We start from the raw sequence: 18,694 nt of genomic DNA on the forward strand, positions 1-18,694 counted from the left end.
CCGGCCGCGGCGATGTTCGTCTTCTACTACTCGGTGCTCTCCGAGGTCACCCCGCCGACCGCGCTGGCGGCCGTCGGCGCCTCGGCGGTCACCGGGGGCCGCGCGATCCCGACGATGTGGCAGGCATTGCGGTACGCCGCACCGGCGTTCCTGGTACCCATCGCGTTCGTGGTGACCACCCCGGGGGAACACCTGCTGGGCCGCGGGGCGGTGGTCGGGGTGCTGTGGACGTCGGCCGCCGCCTGCGTCGGCATCGTCGCGCTGTCGTTCGCGGCCGGCGGCTGGGCGCTCGGTGTCGGCGCACTCGGCCCGATTCCCCGCGCGCTGAGCGCGGTTGCCGCGCTGCTGTTGCTCTTTCTGCACCCCGTCACGATCGCGGCGGGGCTGGCGTGCCTGCTCGGCGCAGTCACGCTGACCTTCATCACCGACAAGAGGAGACCGACATGAGACGTGCGAGCAGAATTCTGGCGGGATTCGCGGCCGTGGTGTGCGCCGCCGGCGCGACGGCCGGTTGCGGCGGCGGCCGTCAGGACACCCCCACCGCCGACTCGGGCGGCGAGATCAGCTGCGAGGTCGGGTCGGACACCCGGGTCAGCATCGCCACCGGCAACTCGACGGGCGTGTACTTCTCGCTCGGAAACGCCTTCGCCGAGCAGATCTCGGCCGCCACCGGGGGCACGGTCAAGGCCACCGCCGCGGAGACCGGCGCGTCGGTGCAGAACATCGAGCAGCTGGTCGGCGGCAGCTATCAGGTGGCGTTCTCGCTCGCCGACACCGCCGCCGACGCCGTAGAGGGCAAAGGCAGCTTCGACGGCGAAGAGCAGCCGGTGCAGGCGCTCGCGCGCATCTACCCGAACTACACCCAGGTCATCGCGCGCACCGACAGCGGTATCACCTCGATCGCCGACATGCGCGGCAAGCGGATCTCCACCGGCTCACCGGGATCGGGCACCGAGGTCATCGCCAACCGGTTGCTGGAATCGGCCGGCCTCGATCCCGCGACGGACGTCGCCGCGCAACGCCTCGATCTCACCAAGACCGTCGACGGGATGAAAGAAGGCGCCATCGACGCGCTGTTCTGGTCCGGCGGCCTACCCACCCCGGGCATCACCGATCTGCTCACCACAGCGCGCAACGAGGTGGTCTTCCTGGACGTCACACCGCAACTGGGCAGGATGAGCGAGATCAGCCCCGCCTACGAGGAGGGCGTCATCCCCGCGGCCACCTACCAGTTGCCCGCCGACGTCAAGACCATCGTCGTGCCGAACATGCTGCTGGTGCGCGACGACCTCGACGCGAACCTGGCGTGCGTCCTGACCCGGACGCTGTTCGAGAGGAAGCCCCAGTTGGAACAGGTGGTCAGTGCCGCCAGAGGCATCAGCCTGGACAGTGCCCGCGACACCGACCCGGTGACACTCAACCGTGGCGCCGCGCACGCGCTGGACCAGCTCGGTGCGGCTGGCTAGCGGTACCGGCGAACCTGCAGGTCAACCTGGGAATTCCCTGTCAGCCGCCGATTGACAGCCGATGGTTTGACGGGCTAGATGTATGACACGCGGCACGTGATGTGTCACGCGCACGGCTTCCCTGGTGGGCCGGTGGACGGCCTGATCGGGGGCGAGGGAAGTGGCAGCTGCCGGACGGTCGGGGATCGGCCGGATCATCCGGGCCCTCGCGGTTCCCATCGTCCTCGGCTGGGTGCTGCTGACGGTGGTCACCAACGTCGCGGTCCCGTCCCTGGAGAAGGTCGGCGAAGAACACACCGTCGGGATGAGCGCCAACGACGCACCGTCGCTGGTGTCGATGAAGCGCGTCGGCGCGAACTTCGACGAGTTCGACTCCGACAGCAGCGCGATGATCGTGCTCGAAGGCCAACAGCCACTCGGCGACGCCGCGCATCGTTACTACGACGAGCTCGTCGACAAGCTCGAGGCCGACACCGCGAACGTGCAGCACGTCGCCGACTTCTGGGGCGATCCGCTGACCGCGTCGGGCGCGCAGAGCACCGACGGTAAGTCCGCCTATGTGCAGGTGTACCTGCAGGGCAACCAGGGGGAGCCGCGCGCCAACGAAGCCGTGAAGGCGGTGCGTGAGATCGTCGACGGCACCCCGGCGCCGCCGGGAATCAAGGCGTACGTCACCGGCGGTGCTCCGTTGGTCGCCGACCAGCACAACGCCGGCGACGAGAGCGTCTTCCGTGTCACGCTGATCACCATCGGCGTCATCGCGGTGATGCTGCTGATCGTCTTCCGATCGGTGGCCACCATGGTGCTGATCCTGTTCATGGTGTTCGCCGAGCTCGGCGCGGCCCGCGGCATCGTCGCGTTTCTGGCCGACGCCGAGATCATCGGACTGTCGACGTTCGCGACCAGCCTGCTGACCCTCATGGTGATCGCGGCGGGCACCGACTACGCCATCTTCCTGATCGGCCGCTACCAGGAGGCCAGGGGAGCAGGTGAGGACCGGGAATCCGCGTACCACACCATGTTCCGCGGCACCGCACACGTCGTCCTGGGCTCCGGTCTCACCATCGCCGGGGCGATGCTCTGCCTGAGCTTCACCCGGCTGCCGTACTTCCAGACGATGGGGGTGCCGTGCGCGGTGGGCACATTCGTCGCGGTGCTCGCGGCGCTGACCCTCGGGCCCGCCGTGGTGGTGATCGGCAGCCGGTTCGGGCTCTTCGATCCCAAACGCGCGATCAGCTCGCGCGGCTGGCGGCGCATCGGGGTGTCTGTGGTGCGCTGGCCGGGACCGGTACTGGCCGCGACGCTGGCGCTGGCACTGGTCGGCCTGGTGACCCTGCCGGGCTACAAGACCAACTACGACGCCCGCGACTACCTTCCTGAGGACGTCCCCGCCAATGTCGGCTACGCCGTCGCCGACCGGCACTTCGGCAGCGCCCGGATGAACCCCGAGCTGTTGATGATCGAGAGCGACCATGATCTGCGCAACCCGGCGGACTTCCTCGTCATCGACAAGATCGCGAAAGCCGTCTTCCGGGTGCCCGGCGTGGCACGGGTGCAGACGATCACCCGGCCCGACGGCAAGCCCATCAAGCACACCACCATCCCGTTCCAGATGAGCATGCGTGGCACGACGAACCGGCTCAACGAGAAGTACATGCAGGACCGGATGGCCGACATGGTGGTGCAGGCCGATGCCATGCAAACGAACATCGACACGATGACGACGATGCAGAGTCTGATGACGCAGATGTCGGTCACCACGCACGACATGGTGCTCAAAACCAAGACCACGGCGATCGACATCGCCGAAGTACGGGACAACCTGGCCGATTTCGACGACTTCTTCCGGCCGGTACGCAACTACTTCTACTGGGAACCGCACTGTTACGACATCCCGGTCTGCTGGACGATGCGGTCGGTCTTCGACACCCTCGACGGCATCAACCCGCTGACCGACGACATCCAGGAGTTGGTGCCCGACCTGGAACGTCTCGACGCGCTGATGCCGCAACTGATCGAGTTGTTGCCCAGTCAGATCGAGACCATGCGCACCATGCAGGCGATGATGCTGACGATGCGGCAGAGTCAGAAGGGCCTGCAGGACCAGATGGCGTCACAGTCCGAGGACGCCGACGCCATGGGTGAGGCGTTCGACGACTCGATGAACGACGATTCCTTCTACCTGCCGCCGGAGGCGTTCGACAACGACGACTTCAAGCGCGGCATGGAGAATTTCCTCTCGCCGGACGGCAAGTCGGTGCGATTCATCATCGCCCACGAGGGCGACCCGGCCACGGTCGAGGGGATAGCCCACGTGCTGCCGATCAAGACGGCGGCCAAGGAGGCGATCAAGGGCACCCCGCTGGAAGGTTCGACCGTGTACCTGGCCGGCACGGCGGCCACGTACAAGGACATGCGCGACGGCGCCTTCTACGACCTGCTGATCGCCGGGATCGCCGCTGTGACCCTGATATTTCACCATCATGTTGATCATCACCCGCAGTGTCGTCGCGGCGGCGGTGATCGTCGGCACCGTATTGGTCTCTCTCGGAGCGTCTTTCGGATTGTCGGTGCTCCTGTGGCAGCACATCCTCGGGTTGGAGCTGCACTGGATGGTGTTGCCGATGGCGGTGATCCTGCTGCTCGCCGTGGGTTCGGACTACAACCTGCTGCTCGTGTCGAGGTTCAAGGAAGAGCTCGCGGGGGGTTTGAAGACGGGCATCATCCGCGCGATGGCCGGTACCGGGTCGGTGGTGACGTCGGCCGGCCTGGTGTTCGCGTTCACGATGGCCTCGTTCGCGTTCAGCGACCTCAAGGTGATGGCGCAGGTCGGCACCACCATCGCGCTAGGCCTGTTGTTCGACACCCTGATTGTGCGGTCGTTCATGACGCCGGCGGTGGCGGCGCTGCTGGGGCGGTGGTTCTGGTGGCCGCAGCGGGTGCGCAGTCAGGCGTCGCAGCGGCGGCTGGCCGCGATCAGAGGTTGACGCGGCGGGCCAGCTCGCCGATCACGGTGGAGTCCAGTTTGACGAGCAGCTCGCCGGCGTCCTCGAAGACCTCCGTCGCACCGGCCTCGCGCAGTTCGCCCCGGGACACCCCACCGCTGAGCACGCCGATCGACGGCACACCGGCCCGTCCGGCGGCTTCGCAGTCCCAGACCGCGTCGCCGACGAACACCGCGTCCCCGGCGGTCACGCCGGCCCGGTCCAGCGCGACCTGCACGATGTCGGGTTTCGGTTTGGCGGTGTCGACATCCTGCGACGACGTCACCGCCGCGACCACGTCGTCGCAGTCGAGAACCTCACGCAGGATGCGCAATTCGTCCTCGGGCGCCGACGTCGCCAGCACCACCTGCAGTCCCAGCCGTGCCACCCGGCGCAGAAGGTCCCGTGCACCGGGCAGCGGAGCAAGCAGGCCTGCGGTCTCCTTGTAGAACTCGCTGTGGCGGTCCTTGAGGCCGTCGAGCACGCGCTGGCTCGCGTCGCCGGTGAGGGTCCGCACCAATGTGGTGCCGTCCATGCCGATGCAGCGGTGGATGCGCCAGCTGTCGGCCGGGACGTTCTCCGCGTCGAACGCGCGCAACCATGCGTACACGTGTAGGTAGTTCGAATCCACCAAGGTGCCGTCGATATCGAAAAGAACAGCCGGGGAAGGGGTTTCGCTACGCACGGCCGGGGACCGATCCGGAGGCGGCGCACGCCGGTTTCCACTGCGAACTCATGGGTCGGGGCATTACCCTCCACGCGTCCGGCTCAAACTCGGCGGTGGTTCCGCTACTCACCGCTGCCGGCCCCGCCGGACTCCGAGTTGCCCGCCGGCTCGTCGGCCGCAGCAGTGCCTGCGTCGTCCTCGCCTGCGGGGTCTCCGCTGTCCTCGCCCGCGGTGTCCGATGCCGGCGCGTCGGGTTCGTCGCCGGCGCCGTCCTGCGACCCCGCTGCAGGCTGCTGGTCGTCGGCGTCGGGACCGGGCTCTTCGCCTGGTTCGCCTGCGGCACTGGGGTCGTCGTCCGCCGAGGGCGACGGCGGCGACGGTGCGGCGGGTTTACCGGTCGGCGGAGCGGGGTCATCGGGCGGCGGCACGGTCGGTGTCGGCTCGTCGCGGGGACCGGGTGCTCCACCGGCCCCGGGATTCGGCAGCTCGGTCGCGCCCACACCTTCCGCGGAGGGCCCGGCGATGGTGCCGCCGATCTCCTGCAGAGAGTCGATCAGATGCGCCACCGGCCCGGTGACCTGATCGGCGACCGGGGCTTCGACCACCGGGGTCAGCAAGCCGTGGTACGTGTCGTCCACCCCGTCGACCCGGCCGTTGAGAAATCCGTCCACGATCCGCGCCGGGATGTTGGTCGCGGCGCCGAACGCGCCGACGACATCGAGATCGAGCAGCGCCTCGCCGACGTCGACGGTCCCGGAGCCGGCCGCGACCACGCCACTGGCGATCGGCAACGCCAACCGGACGATCACGCTGGCGGCGGTGCGGTACGGCTCGCCCGAGCCGACGACCTTGGCCAGGTTGAGCACGGGCGTGGTGAGGGCCCCGACGACCGCCTCGAGGACCGCCACGACATCTTCGTCGCCGACGGCGTCGCCGATCACGGCCAGGGCGGCGTACTGGTTGTCGGCCACCGCGTCGACGATCGGGAGGGGCGCGGCCAGGTACTCGCGGAGCCGGTCGCCGGCATTGGCCAGCGAGCGCATCACCACCTGCGGGTAGTACTCGAAGGGGTTGGGTGCCGCGGTGAGGTCGACGGCCGAGTTGGTGACCCGGACGTCGGTGAACGCCGGACTCGGCTCAAGGGGGGCGACGGCGATGACGCCCACGCCGACGACGGCGACCCCGGTCGTCACCCATGGGCGGATCGAACACGGCATCGCGCACCCCCAGCTGTCGATCCCCGCGGGACGCCACGCGGTCGCCGTCGGTGACCAGTTCCTCAAACTAACTCAGACGCAGGTCAATGCGTAAGTCTTTGCGCCAAGCTGCTCGGTGCGGGTCGGCGTGTCGGCGGCAATTCCGGCGCGCCGGGCTAGGTTCCCGCGTGTTGGGTAACCTTCGCCCATGACCGCCGGAGGAAGTGGGGGCACCAGGTGAGCGGAGGCTTGTTCGCGCTGCTCGACGACGTGGCGGCGCTGGCGCGGTTGGCGGCGGCTTCCGTCGACGACATCGGTGCGGCCGCCGGCAGGGCGACGGCGAAGGCCGCGGGCGTCGTCATCGACGACACCGCGGTCACGCCGCAGTACGTGCACGGCATCGCCGCCGAGCGTGAACTGCCCATCATCAAGCGCATCGCGATCGGGTCGCTGCGCAACAAGGTTATTTTCATCCTGCCCGCCGCGTTGCTGCTGAGCCAGTTCGTGCCGTGGTTGCTGACACCGATCCTGATGCTGGGCGCGACGTATCTGTGCTTCGAAGGCGCGGAGAAGGTCTGGGGCCTGATCCGCGGCCACGACGCACACGGCGCGCCCGCGGCGGCGGCAGGCCCGGACGCCGAGAAGTTCATGGTGACCGGCGCGATCCGCACCGACTTCATCCTGTCTGCCGAGATCATGGTCATCGCGTTGAACGAGGTGGCCGATCAGCCGTTCGTGCCCCGATTGCTGATCCTGCTCGTGGTGGCCGTGGTGATCACCGCCGCCGTGTACGGAGTCGTCGCCGGGATCGTCAAGATGGACGACGTCGGTCTGAGCCTGACGCAACGCTCCTCGGCGTTCGCGCAGAAGGTCGGCCGCGGTCTGGTCGCCGGCATGCCGAAGCTGCTGTCGGCCCTGTCGGTCGTCGGCACGGTGGCGATGCTCTGGGTGGGTGGCCACATCCTGCTGGTCGGTACCGACGAGCTCGGCTGGCACGCGCCGTACAGCCTGGTCCATCACGGCGAGGAGTACGTCCACCACGTCGCCGGTGTCGGCGGGGTACTGGGGTGGCTGGTCAACACCGCCGCCTCCGCGGTGATCGGCCTCGTCGTCGGAGCGCTGGTCGTGGCCGTCATGCACGTGCTGCCGTTCGGGCGTAAAGACAAGCACTGAGCGTTCAGGTGTAGGCCCAGGGGTCGGCGAACCGGCTGTCGAAGGCGGCCCGACGAATGGCCAGTTGACTGCGGCGCTGTGCGGCGGTGACGTACTGGGTCGTCGGCGGCAGCACCGCGGCCAATTCGGGTAGCGCCACCACACGCGCGGTCACCGTCGGGGTCACCGAGGATCCCAGATCCAGGTCCTGGAATCGCAGCGACAGCGTCCCTTTGTTCAGGCCGCCGGTCGACACCCAGTTGTGCACACCGGGGTCGGCGGGCGAGATGACGAACGTGTAGGACCCGTCTGGATTCGGGCGCGCCTGGGCGTTGTTCAGACTGGTCTGCGCGTCCCAGTAGTTGTCGGTGATCGTCCACAGATTGGTGACCGGGACGGTGAAGTAACGGGCATTGCCCGGCGTCACGGTGACGACGAGTGCCTGATCGTCCCGCAGGTCGAAGTAGCCGGCGCTCTGCAGCTGCGTGGCGAGGAACTCGGCATTGCGCGACGGGTTCCTCAACACGTTGGCGGCCAGTCGCTGACCGGTGTCCGGGTCGGTGGTGGCGACCTTGATGTACTTGGACTCCATCCCCAGACCGAGCGCCATGATCACCGCGGTGAACGCTCCGCGCAGGATCCGCGGGGGCTCCTTCATCGGCGGGATCAGCGACACCAGCGTGGTCAGCAGCCGGCTGTTGGTGACCATCGGGCCGAGACCGGGGATCGCGAAGCCTCCCAGTTGACTGAACAGGCTGTTGCGCGGTCCGGACAACCGTTCGATGCTCAAGGTCATCGGCGACTGGGTTGTCCAGTCCGACAGTGTGTTTCGGACCGCGATCAGCGTGGTGTCGGCGGTCAGCTGCAGGTGGTTGCGCTGCCCGGCGGCAGCGGGCGCACCGCTGACGGTGATGGTGAACGAGCCGTCGGGTGCGATGTCGATGTCGCGTCCGCTGAGATTGTCGGCGGTGATACCGGAGAGGCCGGTCAGCACGCTGAAGTTGGTGTCCGCGGGACGTCCACCGACGAACCGGCCTCTGATCACATAGGTGGAGGTCATGTTGACCCCCATGAAGCGGTACACGGTATCGGGATTGTCGTAGAGGATGCGTGAACCCTGAACGTCGCGACCGAACCAGGAGTGCGGCGGCGCAACCTGAGTCACGACCGTCGGCTGCATCGGGTTGAGCAACTGTTGCTGGAACGCCGCGCCCATGGCGTACTCGTCGACCGAGCGGCCGAGCTGACGCAGGTTGTCCCAGTCGGGTCCGCCGATCTGGTCGTACTGGCGGTTCGCGGTCGCCAGCCACCCTGCGCCGAGCACAAACTTCATCAGCCGCACCGGCCAGGTCTGCACGGTCTGGGCGGCGATGCGTTCGGCCTCCAATTGCTGCTCGGTGGCCAGCGGGCTCGTGCCCGAGGCGGACGGCGCGGTCGCGGTGGACGGTGCGGTCGGTGCTGCCGTCGGGGCCGTTGTCGGGGCCGGAGCCGCCGCCGGGGAGCCAGGATCCGCCTCGCGGCGCGCGGATCCGGCCAGGGTCCACACCGCGGCCGTTTCGGGGTTGCCGGGGTCCCCGGTCAGGTCGTCGGTGTCGGCGGAATCCGTGGTGTCCGTCCCGTGGCGCGCGTCCGCCGCGGCCGTGGTGACGGTGACCGACGTTCGTGCGGCGTGCACCGGCTGGTCGAGCGGGTACCGGTCGCCGGAATCGGCATCGTCGGTCGCCGCGTCGTCTTCGTCTGCCTCGCCGGCGGCGGCCTCGTCGATGTCGTCGGCCTCGTCGATGTCGTCGGCTTCCTCGTTCTCGTCGTCTTCGTCGACGGTGTCGTGGCCGGTTGCGCCCTCGCCGGTCGTGCCGTTGTCGGTTGTCGCACGGGGCGCTTCCGCGCTCGCCGTCCCGTCGTCCGCGGCTGCGACAGCGGGGCCGTTGGCGATGGCGAGGCCGATGCCGAGCGCGATTGCGAGTCCGCCGACACGGCCGATGAACCGAGCGTGTCGCGAGGACGGGATGACCAGATCGAGCGGCATGGTGTTCACCGGCGGCGTCCTTCCGTGCTGACCCTGCCCGTACGGTAGCGCCGCCGACCTCCCGATCTCGCCGAACTCGCATTCCCGGCGGTGGTTTCGGCGATCGATTCCGGCCAGCGGACGCTCAATTTCTGCCAGCCGAAATGAACCCGTGGGGGTGCTGGTTTAACCAGTCAGATCACCACGATCGACCACCACCACCACCGAGTCGAGACCGCGCGATTCGCTCCACGGCTTCCGACCCATCACCGGGAAGGACACCCCTCATGAAGAACATCACCATCGCCACCGCTGTCGCTGCCGGCCTGTCCGCCGCGGTCGTCGGGTTGGCCGCTCCGGCGGTCGCCGCCCCGACCGGGGGCAACGCCGATGCCACGATCAGCCAGCTCGAAGCCCAGGGCAACCGGGTCGTGGTCAACCGGCTCTCGGATGCCCCGTTGAGCGAGGCAAGCGTGGTCGGGATCCACAAGGGCGGTGACATCCGCTCCACGGTCCGCGACTACCGCTACGACCGCACGTTCCAGAACAGCGTCACCGGCAGCGTCTACTACGTCGACGTCCGCTAGCTTCCCGGGTGACAGGGCCACCTCCAGCAGGAGGTGGCCCTGTTGCTTGTACGGTCAATCCTCGCTGCTGGCCCGATCTCCGAGGAATGCCAGCAGCCGCGGGTCGGAGCTGGTGAAGCGGCCGGCTTCCTCGCCGCCGTCACAGCGCAGCAACGCCACCGTCGCTTCGGACGCGGTGCGGCCGATCACCCGCCACACCGCGCCGGCGTCGACCCACCGTTGCAGTTCGGCGACGCGGTCGTGGTCTTCGTCCATGACGTCACCCTCTCACCTAAGCTGCGCGGTGTGCATGGTGCTCTCGGCGTCGCCATCGCAGCGACGTTCATCTGGCTGGGCATGGTGCTGGCGATCTCGTTCCTCGAAGCGCCGCTGAAGTTCCGGGCCCCCGGTGTCACGCTGCAGATCGGGCTCGGGATCGGGCGGCTGGTGTTCCGTGCGCTCAATGTCTGCGAGGCGGTGCTGGCGGCGACGGCGGTGGCGGTCACGCTGATGGCCGGCGACGCGACGGCAGCCCTGGTCGCGCTGATCGTCGCGACCGTGATGCTGGCCGCCCAGATGATCTTCGTGCGGCCGGCGCTGACCCGGCGCTCCGACCAGGTGCTGGCCGGGGCCGAGGGGCCGCGTTCCCGAGCGCACTACGTCTACGTCGCGCTGGAACTGGTGAAGGTGATCGCGCTGATCGCCGGCGGCGCGCTGCTGCTGACCTAGCCTCGGAATGTAGGCAAACCTGTCCTCACCTGCTCCGGTAGGCTCTGCGGTCACGATGACTGACGCGCTGCCCATCCTGCCCAGGGAACTCACCGAGATCAGCGACGAGGTGCGCGCCGTGCCGCCGCCGCCGATCCCGCATCTCGACGACCCGTACGAGATCAGGCTCGTCGACCCGGACTCGGACGCGGCGATGATCTCGGAGTGGATGAACCGTCCGCACCTGGCCGAGGCGTGGGAATACGACCGGCCCGTCGAGTGGTGGCACGGCTACCTGCGCGCGCAGCTGGCCGGCAGGTACTCCCGCCCGCTGATCGGCACGTTCAAGGGTGCGCCGCACGGCTACATCGAGGTGTACCGCGCCGCAAAGGATTCCATCGCGCCGCGCTACGACGCCGACCCGCACGATCTCGGTCTGCACGCCGCGATCGCGGACCTGGACATCGTCAACCGCGGTTTCGGGCCGATCCTGTTGCCCCGGCTGGCCGCCAGCCTGTTCAAGATCGAACCGCAGTGCCGGCGCATCATGTTCGACCCCGACCACCGCAACACCGGCGCCCGCCGGTTGTGCGAGTACGCCAGATGCGACTTCCTCGGCGAACACCAGATGTCGAACCGGCGGATGGCGCTGTACGCGCTGAACCGGCCTGCCTAATCGGAAGGCGGTGTGCCGCCGATCATCTCGGTATAGCTGTCGAAGTCCGGTTTCATCGCCGCTGCCACCAGCTCCCAGAGCACCTCGTCGGTGCCGCCGCCGACCCGCGCGAGCTTCATGTCACGCCACCACCGGCCCAGCGGGGTCTCGTTGACGAGGTAACCCGAGCCGCCGAAGATGTGCATGCACTCGGAGAGCACTTCCTCGCCCAGCCGGGCCGCGGTGACCTTCACGGCGGCCGCCGCGCGCAGGTCCAATCGTCCCTGTGCGGCAATGCCGGTGAGCCCGTGGCGGAGCAGGTCGACCCGGGCCTGCAGGTCCGCCATCCGCAACCGCAGCGCCTGATGCTCGAACAGGGTCGCGCCGAACTGCCGCCGCTGCACCATGCGGGCGTGGGTGACGCCCAGCACGCGTTGACACGACGACGCCACCTGCCCGGCGATCGACATGCGTTCGTGCGCAAGCCCCCACGAGATCGCGGCCAGCCCGGTCCCCGGCCGCGCCACCAGGTGGTCGGCCGGCACCCAGGTGTCGATGTGCACGGCGGCGGTGTCCAGCGGTCCAGCACCGACCTTGTGGTACGGGGTCTGCACCTCGACCTGGGTGGTGGGCACGGCGATCACCAGGACGTTGCCGTGCCTGCTGGCGGGATCGTGGTCCACTCCGCGGGCCACGACGATGATGTGGTCGGCGATGGGGGACAGCGAGACGAACTTCTTGACGCCGCGGACGTGGAATCCGTCACGGACAGAACGCACCTCGGTCTCGACGATCTGCAGGTCCGAGCCGCCCGATTCTTCGGAGGCGCCGATGCACAGCACCGCCTCGCCGTCGATCGCCCGCTCGCACACCGTCTTGAGGTGATCCGACTTGCCGAACCTGCGCAGCACCGCGATCGCCGAATCGTGCAGGCTCACACCGACACCGATGCCCGCCGAGCCCAGCCGCCCGAGCTGGAACGCCAGCTCGTTGAGCTTCGCGACATCGGGATGCTGGCCGCCCGCCGGGCCCCACTTGCTGCGGAAGACCCCGGCAGCGCCGAGGTGCTCGATCAGCTTCCTGGGAAAGCGTTCGGAGGCTTCGGCTTCGGCGGTCCATGCGGTGACCTTGTCGTCGAACACCTCCGCGAGCAGATCGCGGTAGGCGTCGACGTCGGTGGACACGGTCATACCCGGGCGGCCTCCAGATCTCGTTTGACTTCCAGGCGTCGCAGCTTGCCCGAGGACGTCCGCGGCAGCGAACCGGGTGTCAGGAACACGACGTCGGCGGGAACCACTCCGCACTGGGACGCGACGCGTTGCACCACTTCGCTTCTCGCGCCCGCTTCGTCGGGACCGCGGAACTCCGCGGCGATGATCAGGCCCTGCCGGGCCGAGTCGCCGTCGGTGCCGACCGCGACGACGGCGCCGTCACGCACGCCGCGGACCTGTGCGGCGACACGCTCGACCTCGCTGGGGAAGATGTTGCGGCCCGCGACGGTGATGAGTTCCTTGACCCGGCCGCACACCACCAGACCGTCGTCGGTGACATAGCCGAGGTCACCGGTGCGGAACCACTCGCCGGCAGGCAGGGGATCCTCGCCCAGGTAACCGGTCATCATCGACGTGCCGCGGATCTCGACCTCACCGATCGTGTGGTCGCCGGCCCGGCCGGAATGCTCGGATTCCGAGATCCGCAGCTCCATGCCGGGAATGGGCCTGCCGAGCACGGCGTGGCGGCGCACCGCGTCGGTCACCGGGTCGACGATCTCTTCGACCACCAGCCCTGTTCCGGGTCCGGGGGAGGTGACCGCGCAGGTGGATTCGGCCAGCCCGTACGACGGTGCCGCGGCCCGCGGGTCGAGGCCGAACCGGGCGAGCTCGTCGAGGAACAGCTGGAAACCCTCACAGTCGATCGGCTCGCCGCCGTTGATGGCGAACCGCAGCCCGCCCAGGTCGACGTCGGGGACCCGGCGCGCGTACTTGCCGATCACCGAGTACGCGAAATTGGGTGCGGCCGTGAGGCTTGCGCGGCTCTCCGACAGCCAGCTCAACCAGCGGAACGGCGAGGCGGCGAACGCGGCCGTCGGTGCGACCCACATCTCGGCACCGCTGAGGAACCCGGTGAGCAGGAACGTCAGGCCCATGTCGTGGTACAGCGGCAGCCAGGTCAGCCCGACGTCCACGGTCGGGTCGACCGCCGTGTGCTGCAGCAGCGCGGTGACGTTGTTCATCACCGCCTCGGGCGAGAGCAGCGCGGTGCGCGGTGTGCCGGTGGAGCCCGCGGTGCCCTGCAACACCGCAGGTGTGCCGTCCGGTTCCGGTTGCGGCGTCAGCGTGGTGGACCGCTGCGCATGCCCGGCCTCGGACACGTCGTGGACGGTCAATCCGGTTCCGTTCCCGCGCAACAACTCCGGGTAAGCGCCGTGGGTGAAGACCTGTGTGACACCGATGCCGGCGAAGCGTTCGGCCGTGGCGTGGGCCCACTGCCGATCATCGGCGCCGCGGACGGGACCGGGGAGGATGGACAGCGCGCGTCCGGCCAGCCAGGCGCCGTGGATCGCCGCGACGAACTCCACGGTGGGCTCCCCGACGAGGCCGACGGCGCCGTCGGGCCCGTTCAGCACCCGCTCGGCGATGTTCTCGGCGCGCGCGTGCACTTCCGGCCACGGGTGGCGGTTCCACTGTCCGCTGGTGCGGTCGAGGAGGATCAGGTCGCGGGGCGATGAGGTCATCGCCCGCGACAGCGCCGACGCGAGCGCGCTCACTGGGCTGCGGGCGTCTTCGCCAGGATGGCCTGTTCGAGATCGCCGACGGTGTCGCAGGTGAGCAAATCCTCTTCCGACAGCGCGACCCCGAGCTTGTCCTCGATGGCGACCATGCCGACAGCGAACGCCACCGAGTCCAGGCCGACGTCGTCGATGAGGCGCGAATCCCGCGTGACCCGGGTGATGTCGACGTTCAGGTCGTCGCGCAGGATCTCCTCAAGGGCGGCGCCGACGCCGGGCGGTGGTGACGTGGTCATGGCGGCAGAGCTTATCCCCTCGGCTAAAGATAGGCTACCCTCACTCTCGGTGGTCGTCGGCGGGGCGCAGGTCGCCGAAACGATGTCCGGAGTGGACCTCCAGCATCCCCGGCAGCGGCTCGACGGTCACCAATCCCTCCCGTTCGGTGAGTTCGTCGACGAGCGGGTATGTCGCGGCGATGTCGGCTGTGGTGCCCGCGATGATCGTGGACACCGGGGCGTGGCGGGTGACCTGCAGGAACCGGTCGCCGTGCGGCGCCTGGGCACCACGGAAACCTCGGATCGCCCGTATCACGGTGGCGCCGCCGGCGGGCCCGGACTCCTCGAGTCGCCGGATCAACGCCCGGTGAACGGGCCGGCCGCCGCGGCGAGGGGCTTCCTCGGTCAGCACCGTCAGCTGCTGAAAGGGTCCGTCTGTCGCCGCCGGGGTCGCCAGGTGGCGTCCGGCGGCCTTGCAGAGGGTGGTCGCGGTGACGCTGAACACGATCTCAGGCAGCACGGTCCGGAGTTCGTCGATGGCCGCGGCGGCCTGGGCCGATGTGCCGACCGCGACGATCGACAGCGGGACGTCGGTGTTGCCGCTGAAGAACTTCGCGCGGCGCCGTTGCCCGCCGAAGGTGCCGTCGACCCCGAGGTAGACGTCGCCGGACAGGAAGCCGAGCCGCCGCAGCACGTCGCACACCGCGACGTAGCCGACGGTGCCGGCCACCCGGTGTTTGCGTCCCAGGTGAAGCGTCAGGCGCGCGCCGGTCGTCTCCTCGGCCCGTCGCAGGCCGCCGCGCTCGAGGGTGAGCATCCCGCTGGCGATCAGTTGCGCCGCGTCGTCGGCGAGCGCGCGGATCCGTTCGGCGCGGTCGGTGGCCCAGACCGTCACCGGCGGATCCTCGGACAGGCTCAGCGTGCGGTCGCTGCGCACCACGTGGCTCGGACCGAACCCGGCGATGGCGCGCAGCACCACGCTGGTCGCGATGCGGTGCTGTTCGCACAGGTCGGACAACGCGTCGGCGACGAACCGGTGCCCGGTGCGCTGCCGTTCGGCGAAGTAGGCGCGCAGCGTCAGCATCTCGCCGTTCACAGCAGCGCCCCCAGCGACTGGCCCAGCACCGCCGCGGCGAGGCCCAGCACCACGCTGATCACCAGATTGCCGAGGGCAGGCCAGATCTGGCGCTCCTCGGCGAGCCGTTGGGTTTCCAGCATCCACGTCGAGAACGTGGTGTACGAGCCGACGAACGCGGTGCCGGCCAGCATCGCCACCTCGGCGGGAAGGGCCATCCCGGCCAGGAAACCGAGCAGCAGCGCACCGCTGATGTTGACCGCCAGCGTGCCCGCCGGAAACGAACCGGTCACCCGCCGCGACACGGCCTTGTCGAAAGCCAGCCGCGCGACCGCGCCCAAGCCGCCGAGGAGGACGACGCCGGCCCACACCAGCGCGCTCATCCGCGCAACCGGACGCGACGGGTCAGGGCAGTCGCGAGATACACCGCGACGAGCCCGGCGGCGATGCTGGCGGCGGTGTACCCGGCGGCCAGGCCGTAGTGGCCGTGCTCGACCATCTTCACCGTCTCGACCTGCATGGTGGAGAACGTGGTCAGCCCCCCGCACAGCCCGGTACCCAGGAACGGGCGGCGGTAGCTCGACACCGGAAGCCGTTCCAACAGCCGCGTGACGAACATGCCGAGCAGAAACGCGCCGAGGACGTTCACGGAGAAGGTCGGCCAGGGCCACCGGCCCGGGTCGGGCGCGGCCAGTTCCTCGAAGCCTGCGCGCGCCAGCGTGCCCAGCGCACCACCGGCGAACACGGCGGCCAGTTCTCGCCGGTCGTGGGCCATGAGCGAAGTATGCCGCCCCGAAGGCGATCCAGCGGGTCACCAGGGAGCAGAATCGACACCATGGCGACCAACCCCCGCGCCGGTCAGCCGGCACAACCCGAGGACCTCATCGACATCGCCGCGGTGGTGACGGCGTACTACAGCGTCACGCCCGACCCGGAGAACGTGGACCAGCAGGTGACCTTCGGCACTTCGGGGCACCGGGGCTCGAGCCTGGACGCGGCGTTCAACGAAGCGCACATCCTGGCCACCACGCAAGCCATCGTGGAGTACCGCGCGGCGCAGGGCACCACGGGTCCGCTGTTCATCGGCCGCGACACCCACGCGCTCTCGGAGCCGGCCTGGACCTCCGCGCTGGAGGTGCTCGCCGCCAACGACGTTGTCGCCATGATCGATTCGGCCGGCCGCTACACCCCGACCCCGGCGGTCAGCCATGCGATCCTGTCGTTCAACCGCGGCCGTGAAGGAGACCTCGCCGACGGCATCGTGGTGACGCCGTCGCACAACCCGCCCCGCGACGGCGGGTTCAAGTACAACCCGCCCAACGGCGGACCCGCCGACACCGACGCCACGAGCGCCATCGCCAAGCGGGCCAACGAGATCCTGCGCGACGGCCTCCGGGACGTGAAGCGCATCCCGCTGGCCCGCGCGTTGCGTACCGCCCAACGGCACGACTACCTCGACGCGTACGTCGCCGACCTGCCCGACGTCGTCGATCTGCACGCCATCAGCGCCGAGGGGATCCGCATCGGCGCCGACCCGCTGGGCGGGGCCAGCGTCGACTACTGGGGCGCGATCGCCGAACGTCACAACCTGCAGCTGAACGTCGTCAACCCGCTCGTCGACGCGACGTGGCGGTTCATGACGCTCGACACCGACGGCAAGATCCGGATGGACTGCAGCTCGCCGAACGCGATGGCCTCCCTTATCGCCAACCGGGACCACTACCAGATCGCCACCGGCAACGACGCCGACTCCGACCGGCACGGCATCGTCACCCCCGACGGTGGCCTGCTCAACCCGAACCACTACCTCGCGGTGGCCATCGACTACCTGTTCGCGCACCGCCCGGAGTGGGCGGCCGAAACCGCGGTCGGCAAGACGGCGGTGAGCTCGTCGATCATCGACCGCGTCGTGGCCGGGCTGGGCCGCACACTGGTCGAGGTGCCGGTGGGGTTCAAGTGGTTCGTCGACGGGCTGATCGGCGGCAGCATCGGCTTCGGCGGCGAGGAGAGCGCGGGCGCGTCGTTCCTGCGCCGCGACGGCTCGGTGTGGACCACCGACAAGGACGGCATCATCCTGGCGCTGCTGGCGTCGGAGATCCTCGCGGTGACGGGCTCGACGCCGTCGCAGCGCTACGCCGAGCTCGCCGAGCGGTACGGCGCGCCGACCTATGCCCGCATCGACGCCCCGGCCGACCGCGAGCAGAAGGCGCGGTTGGGCAAGCTGTCACCGGAGCAGGTGACCGCGACCGAGTTGGCGGGGGAGCCGATCACCGCGAAGCTGACCGCCGCGCCGGGTAACGGGGCGCCGCTGGGCGGGCTGAAGGTGACGACGGAGAACGCCTGGTTCGCCGCGCGGCCGTCGGGCACCGAGGACGTGTACAAGATCTACGCCGAATCATTCCGCGGCCCCGAGCATCTCGCCGAGGTGCAGGACGCTGCCCGCGAAGTGGTGAGCAAGGTCATTTCGTGAGGTCGCCCGCAGAGGGCGAGTGTCGACCCGCGACCAAGCAGCGGCTGCCCCGCGAAGTCTGGGTGCTGGTCGCCGCCAACTTCGTGGTCGCGCTGGGCTACGGCGTGGTCGCCCCGGTGCTGCCGCAGTACGCCCGCCATTTCGGGGTGAGCATCAGCGCCGCGACGTTCGTCATCACCGCGTTCGCGGTGATGCGTCTGGTCGGGGCGCCCCCGGCGGGCATGCTCGTGCAGCGGTTGGGGGAGCGGCGGATCTACATCAGCGGCCTGCTGATCGTCGCGTTGTCGACCGCGGCCTGTGCGTTCGCCGAAACCTATTGGCAGCTGCTGCTTTTCCGTTCACTCGGCGGCGTCGGCTCGGCGATGTTCACGGTGTCGTCGCTGGGCCTGATGATCCGGATATCACCGTCGGACGCACGCGGTCGGGTCGCCGGGCTGTTCTCGTCGGGCTTCATGGTCGGCTCGGTGGGTGGGCCCGTCCTGGGCAGTCTCACCGCGGGGTTCGGCTTGTCTGCGCCGTTCCTGATCTACGGTGCCGCGCTGTTGGTCGCGGCGACGGTGGTGTTCGTCAGCCTGCGCAAGTCCGCGGTGGTCGGGCAGCCGGCCGACGACACCGAGACACCCGTGCCGTTCCGCACGGTGTTCCGCCACCGCGCCTACCGCGCGGCGCTGTTCTCCAATTTCGCGACCGGGTGGGCGTCGTTCGGGCTGCGCATCGCGCTGGTGCCGCTGTTCGTCGTCGAGGTGC

The 18,694-nt window shown here is 69.2% G+C and carries 17 protein-coding genes and 2 pseudogenes; 9 read left to right on the top strand and 10 right to left on the bottom strand.

Going from position 1 to position 18,694, the window contains the following annotated elements:
- The 3 genes and pseudogenes from ASJ79_RS33555 to ASJ79_RS30045 form a co-directional block, all read left to right on the top strand.
- Positions 1–447 (top strand): annotated as a pseudogene (locus ASJ79_RS33555) (C4-dicarboxylate ABC transporter permease); the annotation flags it as partial.
- Complete coding sequence (locus ASJ79_RS30040; RefSeq protein ID WP_067963500.1) at positions 444–1,466, top strand: TAXI family TRAP transporter solute-binding subunit; 1,023 nt, start codon at positions 444–446, stop codon at positions 1,464–1,466. The pseudogene ASJ79_RS33555 and the gene ASJ79_RS30040, both read left to right, overlap by 4 nt.
- Positions 1,467–1,626: 160 nt before the next feature.
- Positions 1,627–4,453 (top strand): annotated as a pseudogene (locus ASJ79_RS30045) (RND family transporter).
- Here ASJ79_RS30045 and ASJ79_RS30050 read toward each other — a convergent pair.
- Together ASJ79_RS30050 and ASJ79_RS30055 are read right to left on the bottom strand one after the other, a co-directional pair.
- Entirely contained in the window at positions 4,443–5,135 is a 693-nt protein-coding gene (locus ASJ79_RS30050) for an HAD family hydrolase (protein ID WP_082754153.1), read from the bottom strand. The pseudogene ASJ79_RS30045 and the gene ASJ79_RS30050 sit on opposite strands and share 11 nt — an antisense overlap.
- Before the next feature lie 104 nt (positions 5,136–5,239).
- Positions 5,240–6,310: a hypothetical protein gene (locus tag ASJ79_RS30055; RefSeq protein ID WP_067963506.1), complete on the bottom strand. Its 1,071-nt coding sequence runs from the start codon at positions 6,308–6,310 to the stop codon at positions 5,240–5,242.
- A 240-nt stretch (positions 6,311–6,550) separates the two neighbouring features.
- Here ASJ79_RS30055 and ASJ79_RS30060 point away from each other — a divergent pair, with 240 nt between their 5' ends.
- Positions 6,551–7,486 (top strand): DUF808 domain-containing protein, encoded by a 936-nt coding sequence (locus ASJ79_RS30060; protein ID WP_067963509.1) that lies wholly within the window; start codon positions 6,551–6,553, stop codon positions 7,484–7,486.
- Between the two features lie 4 nt (positions 7,487–7,490).
- On the opposite strand, the gene ASJ79_RS30065 is transcribed toward ASJ79_RS30060, so the two are convergent.
- Complete coding sequence (locus ASJ79_RS30065; protein WP_067963541.1) at positions 7,491–9,491, bottom strand: DUF1214 domain-containing protein; 2,001 nt, start codon at positions 9,489–9,491, stop codon at positions 7,491–7,493.
- Between the two features lie 266 nt (positions 9,492–9,757).
- On the opposite strand from ASJ79_RS30065, the gene ASJ79_RS30070 reads away from it, so the two are divergent.
- On the top strand, positions 9,758–10,057 hold the full coding sequence (locus ASJ79_RS30070) for a hypothetical protein (protein WP_067963512.1): 300 nt from the start codon (positions 9,758–9,760) through the stop codon (positions 10,055–10,057).
- A 54-nt stretch (positions 10,058–10,111) separates the two neighbouring features.
- Here the strand turns inward: ASJ79_RS30070 and ASJ79_RS30075 are convergent, their stop codons facing one another.
- Complete coding sequence (locus ASJ79_RS30075) at positions 10,112–10,312, bottom strand: hypothetical protein (protein WP_067963515.1); 201 nt, start codon at positions 10,310–10,312, stop codon at positions 10,112–10,114.
- A gap of 81 nt (positions 10,313–10,393) precedes the next feature.
- Here ASJ79_RS30075 and ASJ79_RS30080 point away from each other — a divergent pair, with 81 nt between their 5' ends.
- The gene (locus tag ASJ79_RS30080; RefSeq protein WP_067963544.1) at positions 10,394–10,765 is read left to right on the top strand and encodes a hypothetical protein; all 372 of its coding nucleotides are present in this window, start codon (positions 10,394–10,396) and stop codon (positions 10,763–10,765) included.
- 55 nt (positions 10,766–10,820) lie between these two features.
- A complete protein-coding gene (locus ASJ79_RS30085) occupies positions 10,821–11,420 on the top strand; it encodes a GNAT family N-acetyltransferase (protein ID WP_067963519.1) in 600 nt (199 codons plus the stop codon).
- On the opposite strand, the gene mbtN is transcribed toward ASJ79_RS30085, so the two are convergent.
- From mbtN to crcB (ASJ79_RS30115), 6 genes are read right to left on the bottom strand one after another with little or no spacing between them, the layout of a single operon-like run.
- Positions 11,417–12,589, bottom strand: a complete 1,173-nt coding sequence (mbtN, locus tag ASJ79_RS30090) for a mycobactin biosynthesis acyl-ACP dehydrogenase MbtN (RefSeq protein ID WP_067963522.1) — start codon at positions 12,587–12,589, stop codon at positions 11,417–11,419. The genes ASJ79_RS30085 and mbtN overlap by 4 nt on opposite strands.
- Positions 12,586–14,166, bottom strand: a complete 1,581-nt coding sequence (gene mbtM, locus ASJ79_RS30095) for a long-chain-fatty acid--ACP ligase MbtM (RefSeq protein ID WP_067963524.1) — start codon at positions 14,164–14,166, stop codon at positions 12,586–12,588. Before mbtM ends, mbtN begins: the two co-directional genes overlap by 4 nt.
- Positions 14,163–14,438: an acyl carrier protein gene (locus tag ASJ79_RS30100; RefSeq protein ID WP_255374782.1), complete on the bottom strand. Its 276-nt coding sequence runs from the start codon at positions 14,436–14,438 to the stop codon at positions 14,163–14,165. Before ASJ79_RS30100 ends, mbtM begins: the two co-directional genes overlap by 4 nt.
- 25 nt (positions 14,439–14,463) lie before the next feature.
- The gene (locus tag ASJ79_RS30105; protein ID WP_231751099.1) at positions 14,464–15,498 is read right to left on the bottom strand and encodes a DUF190 domain-containing protein; all 1,035 of its coding nucleotides are present in this window, start codon (positions 15,496–15,498) and stop codon (positions 14,464–14,466) included.
- Positions 15,495–15,860 carry a fluoride efflux transporter CrcB gene (gene crcB / locus ASJ79_RS30110; protein WP_067963531.1) on the bottom strand — a complete coding sequence of 122 codons (366 nt, stop codon included), beginning with the start codon at positions 15,858–15,860 and terminating at the stop codon, positions 15,495–15,497. The genes ASJ79_RS30105 and crcB (ASJ79_RS30110) overlap by 4 nt, the downstream gene beginning before the upstream one ends.
- A complete protein-coding gene (crcB, locus tag ASJ79_RS30115) occupies positions 15,857–16,252 on the bottom strand; it encodes a fluoride efflux transporter CrcB (protein ID WP_067963534.1) in 396 nt (131 codons plus the stop codon). The genes crcB (ASJ79_RS30110) and crcB (ASJ79_RS30115) overlap by 4 nt, the downstream gene beginning before the upstream one ends.
- Positions 16,253–16,312: 60 nt before the next feature.
- Between crcB (ASJ79_RS30115) and pgm the strand changes: the two genes are divergently transcribed.
- Positions 16,313–17,947 carry a phosphoglucomutase (alpha-D-glucose-1,6-bisphosphate-dependent) gene (pgm, locus tag ASJ79_RS30120; RefSeq protein ID WP_067963538.1) on the top strand — a complete coding sequence of 545 codons (1,635 nt, stop codon included), beginning with the start codon at positions 16,313–16,315 and terminating at the stop codon, positions 17,945–17,947.
- A partial coding sequence (locus ASJ79_RS30125) for an MFS transporter (RefSeq protein WP_156448706.1) occupies positions 17,944–18,694 on the top strand: 751 nt, incomplete at its 3' end. The genes pgm and ASJ79_RS30125, both read left to right, overlap by 4 nt.

Source organism: Mycobacterium sp. NAZ190054 (assembly GCF_001545925.1).
Classification (GTDB): Bacteria; Actinomycetota; Actinomycetes; order Mycobacteriales; family Mycobacteriaceae; genus Mycobacterium.